Genomic DNA, 8,270 nt, shown 5'->3' on the forward strand with positions numbered 1-8,270 from the left:
GGGACTCGCCTCAGGCCGTCATGCAGGCGGCGTTGAGCAGGCCGACCGCCAGGGAGATGCTCATCAGATAGACGCCGGCGGCGGTCTCGCCCTTCTCGATCCGGCTGGTCACGTCCTTCATCACCGTCATCCGCACCAGGGTGAAGGCGGCGATCTGGATCACGCCGGCCAGGGCGGCCCAGGCGCAGAACTCGATCAGGCTGACGGTGTTGCTGAGCGCCGAGGCCAGCGGCAGCACGTAGCCGACCAGGGCCCCGCCCAGGGCCAGGGCCGCGGCGGCGTTGCCCTCGCGGATCAGCTTGCCCTCGTTATAGGGCGTCACCCACTGGTAGATGACCTTGAAGGCCACGGTGAACAGGCCGGCGGCGACGAAGGCCACCAGGAACGCCAGGGCGTTACCGCCAAATCCGTGCAGGTCGCTCATTGGTATTCCCCCATAGGGCCTAGGCCCGGAATTCGCCGACGTTCAACGCCACGCCGACCATGATCTCGAACGAGACCTCGCGCTGGCGGGTGTCCTCGTTCTCGTTCTCCTGCTGGATGGCTAGCAGAAGCTCGCGGCCGTCGCCCGGCAAATCGCGGGAGAACAGCATGCAGGTCTGGAAGATCCGCCGATCGGGAATGCCGTCGCGGTCGTCGTGGACGTCTTCCCAGAAGCTCACCGGCTCCTGGCTCTCGGCCTCGTCGCCGAACCAGTCGCGCCGGTATTCCGGCAGGCCGGGACCGGTGAAGGTGCGGGCCCGCAGGCGCTTGGCCCAGGCCTCCTCGTCGGCCCGCCCGCCCGGATAGGCGCTGTCCCAGGGGATGAAGACGGTGATGTCGGTGACCCGCTGACCGTCGCGGTCGTCGGAGACCGCCTGGAACATGACGTTGTCGTCGGTATAGAACCGGTGGACGAAACCGCCCTCGCGCAGCTCGACCAGGCCTTGGGCGGTGATTTCCAGGGTGTCGGTGTCGAGCACGAACTTCAGGTCGTCGCCCAGTCGCCGCCAGGCCAGCGTGTCGAGCCAGACCGTGCGGCCCAGGGTGACGTTGCGGATCGCCGGCAGGGCCGAGGCGGGCGCGCTGTCCTTGCGGCCGAAGAGCTTGCTGAACATGAAGCGATCCGAATGCGAAACTCGCCCACATGTACGACGCGCGCCGCCTTCGCAAAAGGGGCCGCGCCATTACCAACTTGTCATGCGAGTACGCAAGGTTGCGCTCTCGACGGCTGGCGTTCGTCCGCCCATCTAGTATGAAACGCTATCGCCGATTGGAGACACCGCCCGATGACGACCCCCGCCTGGACTGTTCGCTCGCTGAAGACCGCCCTTTCCGACGGATTCAGCGACGCCATGACGGCCCGCGTCGTCGAGGGCGCCGATCCGATCCTGCTGGTGACCATGCACGATCACGGCGACCTGGAGATCTTCGTCAGCGTCAGCGACCAGCAGATCGCCGCCTCGACGCTGCTGTGGCCGGTCGACGAACAGAAGGACCGCCACGCCTTCAACGAATTCCTGCTCAAGGCCCAGAAGCTGGTGCCGCTGTCGAACTTCGGCATCAGCGCGGTCGGCGACCGCGACTATTACGAGCTGTTCGGCGAGCTGGCGACGACCTCGTCGTTGGACGACATCCTGATCGAGCTGCGGGCCCTGGCCGAGAACGCCATCGAAGCGGCCTCCGACCTGCGCTCGTCCTTCACCCCCGCCAACGCCTAACTCGCGACCCTTCGGAGCCTCCCAATGTCCATCTGGCAAAAGCTGTTCACCCTGGGTCGCGCGGGCGCGCATGACGCCACCTCGGCCGTCGTCGACGCCAACGCCATCCGGATCCTCGACCAGGAAATCCGCGACGCCGACACCGCCCAGGGCAAGGCCCGCGACGACATGGCCAGCCTGGTGGCCCGCCGCCGCATCCTGGAGAAGGAAGTCGCCAGCTTCCGCGACCAGGTCGTCAAGTACGAGGGCTCGGCCCGCGCCGCGGTCACCAAGGGCGACATGGACCTGGCCCGCCAGGTGGCCCAGCGCATCGCCGACCTGGAGTCGGACATCGCCCTGAAGGAGCCGCAGGTCGCCGAGATGCGGACGGCCGAGGACCAGCTGCACACCGCCATCAGCGCCACCGATCGCCGCATCGAGACCCTGCGTCGCGAGGTCGAGGTCGTGAAGGTCAACGAGTCCGTCCAGAAGGCCCAGGCCTCGGTCGCCGCGCGCGGCGCCGGCGCGGGCTCGTCGCTGGGCTCGGCCGCCGACAGCCTGGCCCGCATCAAGGAAAAGCAGGCGATCCGCGGCGAGCGCATCAAGGCGGCCGGCGAACTGGAAGACCGCCGCACCGGCGCCGACCTGGACGAAAAGCTGCGCCTGGCCGGCATCCTGCCCGGCCAGTCCTCGGCCGACGACGTCCTGGCCCGCCTGGCCCCGGCCAAGCCGACGCTGCAGATCGAGCAGAAGCCCGACGAGGCGCCGAAGGGCGAAGCCTAGGGTCTGGCGCCTTTCACAGTGTTGTCATCCCGGCCGGAGGACCGCGCAGCGGGCCGCAGAGCCGGGACCCAGGGCAACCGCAGTGCGCCGACCCCTGGGTCCCGGTTCTCCGTTTCGCTGCGACCGGGATGACAACCTGATTGGGAGCCTGATCGTCGAAGGGAAGACCGAGTGAGCATGGCCGTATCGAACGTGGCGTCGAAGTGGATTGAAGTCTAATGCGCCGCCTCAAGCTGACGCCCCGTCCCGACTGGAAGGCCAAGGCCGAGGCCGTCGGCTTCGTCTACCACCACACCGAAGGTCAGGCCTATTGGGACGAGAGCGTGGCCTACGCCTTCACGCTCAAGCAGGTGGAGGAGGATCTGGAGCCGGCCGCCGCCGAACTCCATGACCTGTGCCTGGACCTGGTCGACGAGGTGGTGGCCAGCGAGGAACTGATGACCCGGCTGGCGATCCCGGCCGAGCATCGCGACTTCGTGGCCGCCTCCTGGCGCGCCAAGCAGCCGTCGCTCTATGGCCGCTTCGACTTCGGCTATGACGGCGTCAGCAAGCCCAAGCTCTACGAATACAACGCCGACACCCCGACCAGCGTCTTCGAGGCCGCCACCTTCCAGTGGCTGTGGCTGGAGGAACTGATCGCCAGCGGGACGTTGCCGGCCAACGCCGACCAGTTCAACAGCCTGTTCGAGGCCCTGCGCGACCGGTTCAAGACGCTGTTCCCGACCGGCGGCTTCGTCCACTTCGCCAGCGACGCCGAGGCCGTCGAGGACCGCCAGACCGTGCGCTTCCTCGAGGACCTGGCGATCCAGGCCGGCATCGAGCCGAAGTTCGTGGCCATGGACGCCATCGGGGTCAACGCCGAGGGCCAGTTCGTCGACCTGGAAGGCTTCGTGCTGCAGGCGGCGTTCAAGCTCTATCCGTGGGAGCACATGCTGCGCGAGCCCTACGCCGCCCACCTGAAGACCGCCCAGGTGCGCTGGCTGGAACCCGCGTGGAAGTCGATCCTGTCCAACAAGGGCGCCCTGCCGCTGCTGTGGGAACGCCACCCCGGCCACCCCAACCTGCTGGAGGCCTATTTCGAAGGCGACCCCGCCGCCGCGAACCTCGGCGCGCGCTACGTGCGCAAGCCGCTGTTCTCGCGCGAAGGGGCCAATGTCGAGGTCGTCGGGGGGCCGGAACATCTTCGGGAACCCGTGCTCGACCAGGGCTACGGCGCGGAGGGCGCGATCCTCCAGGCCTACCATCCGCCGCCGGAGTTCGACGGCAAGCGCCCGGTGGTCGGGGCCTGGATCGTCGGGGCCGAGCCGGTCGGCATCGGCATCCGCGAGGACGACAGCGTGGTGACCAAGAACCTGGCGCGGTTCGTGCCGCACGTGATCGAGGGGTAGGGGGCGTGGGGCGGCGCGAGGATGAGCTGGCCGCCCCGATCGACGTCCCGGAGGTGCGGGCGTTCTTCGACAGCCGTCCTCCGCCCTTGCGGGACGCCCTGCTCGGACTGCGCGGCCTGATCCTCGCCACGGCCGCGCAGACGCCCGGCGTCGGCGTGTTGGTCGAGACGCTGAAGTGGGGAGAGCCCGCCTACCGGCCCAAGGCGCCGCGCACCGGAACGACGGTGCGCATCAATGCGGTCAAGGGCTCGCCCGACCGATACGCGGCCTACTTCCATTGCCAGACGACGCTCGTGGAGTCGTTCCGGCTGCTCTATCCCGACCAGTTCCGGTTCGAGGGGGCCCGGGCCCTGATCCTGTCGCTCGGCGAGCCGGTTCCCGAGGCGGCGTTCCGGCACTGCGTGGCCCTGGCGCTGACCTATAACCTGGCGGGGCGCGGCCAGTAGAGAATCCCGTCCCTCCCCCTTGCGGGGAGGGTGGCCCCGAAGGGGTCGGGTGGGGGAGCCGCCGCACCGCGCTGGCGAGATAGACACCCTGCACCGGCCCCCACCCGTCGGCTGCGCCGCCACCCTCCCCGCGAGGGGGAGGGACAGGCATTGAGGCGTCAGCTTGTGGTTCTGGCCATTCCCACTACCGTCCGCGCATGACCCCGCGCGCCATTCCCTACCTGCTCATCGCCCTGCGGGTCGCGGCCGGGCTGCTGATCCTGGCCCTGGCGGTGCGGGTCGGCCCGCCGGCGCGCTGGGCCTGCGCGGGCTTGCTCGCGGTCGGGGTGCTGTCCGACATCTTCGACGGGGTGGTCGCCCGGCGCCTGGGCAGCGTCACGGACCGCCTGCGCACCTTCGACAGCCGGGCCGACGTGGTCTTCTGGCTCTGCGCGACCGCTTCCGTCTTGATCCTGCATCCGGATCTGGTGGCGACGCTCTGGCCGCCGGTCGTGGTGCTGGGCGCGATGGAATTGACGGCCCACGCCGTCAGCTTCGCCCGTTTCCGCAAGGAGGCGTCGCCACATCATCTGTTGTCGAAGCTGTTCGGGCTGGCGCTGTGGGCGCTGCTGACCCAGCTGCTGATCACCGGGACTGGCGGCCTGATGTTGGCGCTCGCCTTCGTGATGGGCGTGGCCTCGCAGTTGGAGGCTCTGGCCATCATGCTGATCCTGCCGGATTGGCGTTGCGACATCCGAGGCGTGCGCCAGGCCCTGGCGCTGCGCCGCGCGGCGAGCGCGGCCTGAAGCCTTGCCGGACGCGCCGCTTTGCCCCACTTGTGAGCGAATGAGTCAGGCGGTCACGATTGAACTGGGTGAGGGCGGCGCGCACGACGCCCGGGCTTTGCGGAGCGCCTTCGGGTGTTTCACCACGGGGGTGACGGTAGTCACCACCCTGGGCGAGGACGGCCGCCGGGTCGGGCTGACCGCCAACAGCTTCACCTCGGTGTCGCTGGACCCGCCTTTGGCCCTGGTCTGCGTCGACCTGAAATCCAAGAGCCTGCCGGCCCTCGACGCGGCCGGCCAGTTCACCGTCAACGTGCTGCATGCCGACCAGCAGGTCATGGCCCGCCAGTTCACCCTCAAGGAGGGCGACCGCTTCGCTGGCGTCGAGACCGAGGCCTGGAGCACCGGCGCCCCGATCCTGCCCGGCTGCATGGCCAATTTCGAATGCGTCACCCACCAGGTCTTCGACGCCGGCGACCACCGGGTCTATGTCGGGCGGGTGGTCAAACTGCGCTACGATCCCGGCCACGAGCCGTTGGTCTATCTGCAGGGCCGGTTCCGCCGGGTGCACGTCGAGGAATAGCGCCTTGCGTCCCTCGGTGACGTGCGGCGGATAAAATTTGCGGGATACGTGCGTCTAGTCGGGTGCTATTGACGCGCAAAACAAGGTCTAGGGAGCGTATCATGCGGACCATCAGCCATTTCGTGAACGGACAGACCCTCGAAGGGACGTCCGGCCGCTTCGGCGACGTGTTCAACCCCAACACCGGCGAGGTCCACGCCCGCGTGCAACTGGCGAGCGACGCCGAGCTGGACGCCGCCGTCCAGGCCGCGGCCGCCGCGCAGATCGGCTGGGCCGCCACCAACCCGCAGCGCCGGGCCCGGGTGATGTTCGAGTTCAAGCGCCTGATCGAGCGCGACATGAACGCCCTGGCCGAGATGCTGTCGTCGGAGCACGGCAAGGTGGTCGCCGACTCCAAGGGCGACATCCAGCGCGGCCTGGAGGTGATCGAGTTCGCCTGCGGCATCCCCCACATCCTCAAGGGCGAATACACCGAGGGCGCGGGCCCGGGCATCGACGTCTATTCGATGCGCCAGCCGCTGGGGGTGTGCGCCGGCATCACCCCGTTCAACTTCCCGGCCATGATCCCGATGTGGATGTTCGGCATCTCGATCGCGGTGGGCAACAGCTTCATCCTCAAGCCGTCGGAGAAGGACCCGACGGTGCCGGTCAAGCTGGCCGAGCTGATGATGGAGGCGGGGGCCCCGGCCGGGGTGCTGAACGTCGTGCACGGCGACAAGACCGCCGTCGACGCCATCCTGACCCACCCGCTGATCCGCGCCGTCAGCTTCGTCGGCTCGTCGGACATCGCCCACTACGTCTACCAGACCGGCACGGCGCACGGGAAACGCGTCCAGGCCATGGGCGGGGCCAAGAACCACGGGATCGTGCTGCCCGACGCCGACCTCGACCAGGTGGTCAAGGACCTGTCGGGCGCGGCCTTCGGCTCGGCCGGCGAGCGCTGCATGGCGCTGCCCGTCGTCGTGCCGGTCGGCAAGAAGACCGGTGACGAACTGCGCGAGCGGATGGTGGCCGAGATGCAGACCCTGAAGGTCGGGATCTCCACCGACCTCGACGCCCACTACGGCCCGGTGGTCAGCGCCCAGCACCGCGCCAAGATCGCGGATTACATCCGGATCGGCGTCGAAGAGGGCGCGGAACTGGTGGTCGATGGCCGCGACTTTGCCCTGCAGGGCTTCGAGAAGGGCTTCTTCATCGGCCCGTCGCTGTTCGACGGCGTCAAGAAGGGCATGAAGACCTACCAGGAGGAGATCTTCGGCCCGGTGCTGCAAATCGTCCGTGCAGAGACTTTCGAGGAGGCCCTGGCCCTGCCGTCCGAGCACCAGTACGGCAACGGCGTGGCGATCTTCACCCGCAACGGCAAGGCGGCGCGGGAGTTCGCCTCGCGGGTCAATGTCGGGATGGTCGGCATCAACGTGCCGATCCCGGTGCCGGTCGCCTACCACACCTTCGGGGGCTGGAAGCGCAGCGCGTTCGGCGACACCAACCAGCACGGCGTCGAGGGCGTGAAGTTCTACACCAAGGTCAAGACCATCACCGCGCGGTGGCCGGAGGGCGACCACGAGGGCGACGCCTTCGTCATCCCGACGATGAAATAGGGCGCCAGGGCAGGGGGCGGCGCGACGCATGGTTGGATCCTTCAACGTCTTCGCCGCCGCCGGCCTCGCGGGACTCGCCCTGACCACGATCTTGACCACGGGCGCGGTCGCCCAATCCCTGGACGCCGCCGAGATGGCGGCGGTCGGCCAATACGGCGAGCGCGCCGCGCCGCTGACGGTGTTCGAACGCGACGGGACCTTGCGCGTCGATGGCCAAGGCCATGCCGACGCCGGACTGACGCCGCTGGGGCGCGGCCGCTATCGCATCGACGGCGGCGGCGAACTGGCGCTGGAGCCGGTCGCCGTGCGCCTGGACGGAACGCGCCTGGCCCGCCACGACTTCGGGGCCGAGGTCGAGGCCGCAATTCGCGCGGCGGTGCGGGCCGACCCGCAGGCCCTGCGGGCCAGGGCCCTGGCCGCCACGCCGCCGGTCGAGACGGCCGACCATCGGCCCGCCGACCTCGTCGACCTGGCGACCGTCGACCCCGCGATCCGCTTCGACATCCGCTACGCCGGTCCCGACAACTTCATGGGCCTGCCCCTCTACGAGCGCGCCGCCGCCTACATGCAGCGCCCGGCCGCCCAGGCGCTGGCGCGGGCGGCCAAGGTGCTGGAAGCCCGGGGCTACGGCCTGCTGGTCCACGACGCCTACCGCCCCTGGTTCGTCACCTGGATGTTCTGGGAGGCGACGCCGCCGCAGGACCACATGTTCGTCGCCGACCCCGCCCAGGGCTCGCGCCACAACCGCGGCTGCGCCGTGGACCTGACGCTGTACGACCTGAAGACCGGCAAGCCGGTCGAGATGCCCAGCCGCTACGACGAGATGTCGGGCCGCTCCTATGCCGAGTTCATCGGCGGCACGACGCGCCAGCGGGCGCTGCGGGCCCTGCTGCGCGAGGCGATGGTGGCCGAAGGGTTCGAGGTCTATCCCGAGGAGTGGTGGCACTTCGACTACAAGGACTGGCGAAGCTACGGCATCGGGACGAAGACGTTTGGTGAGCTGGCGGGAGGGAATTGAAACCCTCTCCC

10 protein-coding genes are annotated in these 8,270 nt (G+C 69.0%); 8 read left to right on the top strand and 2 right to left on the bottom strand.

From position 1 onward, the window contains the following. Positions 1 to 10 precede the first annotated feature (10 nt). A complete protein-coding gene (locus tag PMI01_RS14795; RefSeq protein WP_007670162.1) occupies positions 11 to 424 on the bottom strand; it encodes a DUF350 domain-containing protein in 414 nt (137 codons plus the stop codon). A 19-nt stretch (positions 425 to 443) separates the two neighbouring features. Beyond that, positions 444 to 1,097 carry a DUF2491 family protein gene (locus PMI01_RS14800; RefSeq protein WP_007670164.1) on the bottom strand — a complete coding sequence of 218 codons (654 nt, stop codon included), beginning with the start codon at positions 1,095 to 1,097 and terminating at the stop codon, positions 444 to 446. A 171-nt stretch (positions 1,098 to 1,268) separates the two neighbouring features. On the opposite strand from PMI01_RS14800, the gene PMI01_RS14805 reads away from it, so the two are divergent. From PMI01_RS14805 to PMI01_RS26490, 8 genes are all read left to right on the top strand, one after another. Then, positions 1,269 to 1,700, top strand: a complete 432-nt coding sequence (locus tag PMI01_RS14805; RefSeq protein ID WP_007670166.1) for a YjfI family protein — start codon at positions 1,269 to 1,271, stop codon at positions 1,698 to 1,700. A 24-nt stretch (positions 1,701 to 1,724) separates the two neighbouring features. Continuing rightward, on the top strand, positions 1,725 to 2,462 hold the full coding sequence (locus PMI01_RS14810; protein WP_007670168.1) for a PspA/IM30 family protein: 738 nt from the start codon (positions 1,725 to 1,727) through the stop codon (positions 2,460 to 2,462). Positions 2,463 to 2,680: 218 nt separating this feature from the next. Continuing rightward, on the top strand, positions 2,681 to 3,850 hold the full coding sequence (locus tag PMI01_RS14815; protein WP_007670178.1) for a glutathionylspermidine synthase family protein: 1,170 nt from the start codon (positions 2,681 to 2,683) through the stop codon (positions 3,848 to 3,850). A 5-nt stretch (positions 3,851 to 3,855) separates the two neighbouring features. After that, entirely contained in the window at positions 3,856 to 4,296 is a 441-nt protein-coding gene (locus tag PMI01_RS14820) for a DUF1801 domain-containing protein (RefSeq protein WP_007670180.1), read from the top strand. Positions 4,297 to 4,493: 197 nt separating this feature from the next. Continuing rightward, positions 4,494 to 5,081, top strand: a complete 588-nt coding sequence (locus PMI01_RS14825; protein ID WP_007670182.1) for a CDP-alcohol phosphatidyltransferase family protein — start codon at positions 4,494 to 4,496, stop codon at positions 5,079 to 5,081. Positions 5,082 to 5,121: 40 nt separating this feature from the next. After that, the gene (locus PMI01_RS14830) at positions 5,122 to 5,643 is read left to right on the top strand and encodes a flavin reductase family protein (RefSeq protein WP_007670185.1); all 522 of its coding nucleotides are present in this window, start codon (positions 5,122 to 5,124) and stop codon (positions 5,641 to 5,643) included. A gap of 101 nt (positions 5,644 to 5,744) precedes the next feature. Then, positions 5,745 to 7,241: a CoA-acylating methylmalonate-semialdehyde dehydrogenase gene (locus PMI01_RS14835; protein ID WP_007670189.1), complete on the top strand. Its 1,497-nt coding sequence runs from the start codon at positions 5,745 to 5,747 to the stop codon at positions 7,239 to 7,241. 28 nt (positions 7,242 to 7,269) lie between these two features. Next, positions 7,270 to 8,259, top strand: a complete 990-nt coding sequence (locus PMI01_RS26490; protein ID WP_007670192.1) for a M15 family metallopeptidase — start codon at positions 7,270 to 7,272, stop codon at positions 8,257 to 8,259. The last annotated feature ends 11 nt before the right edge of the window (positions 8,260 to 8,270 follow it).

This window comes from Caulobacter sp. AP07, assembly GCF_000281955.1.
Lineage (GTDB): Bacteria > Pseudomonadota > Alphaproteobacteria > Caulobacterales > Caulobacteraceae > Caulobacter.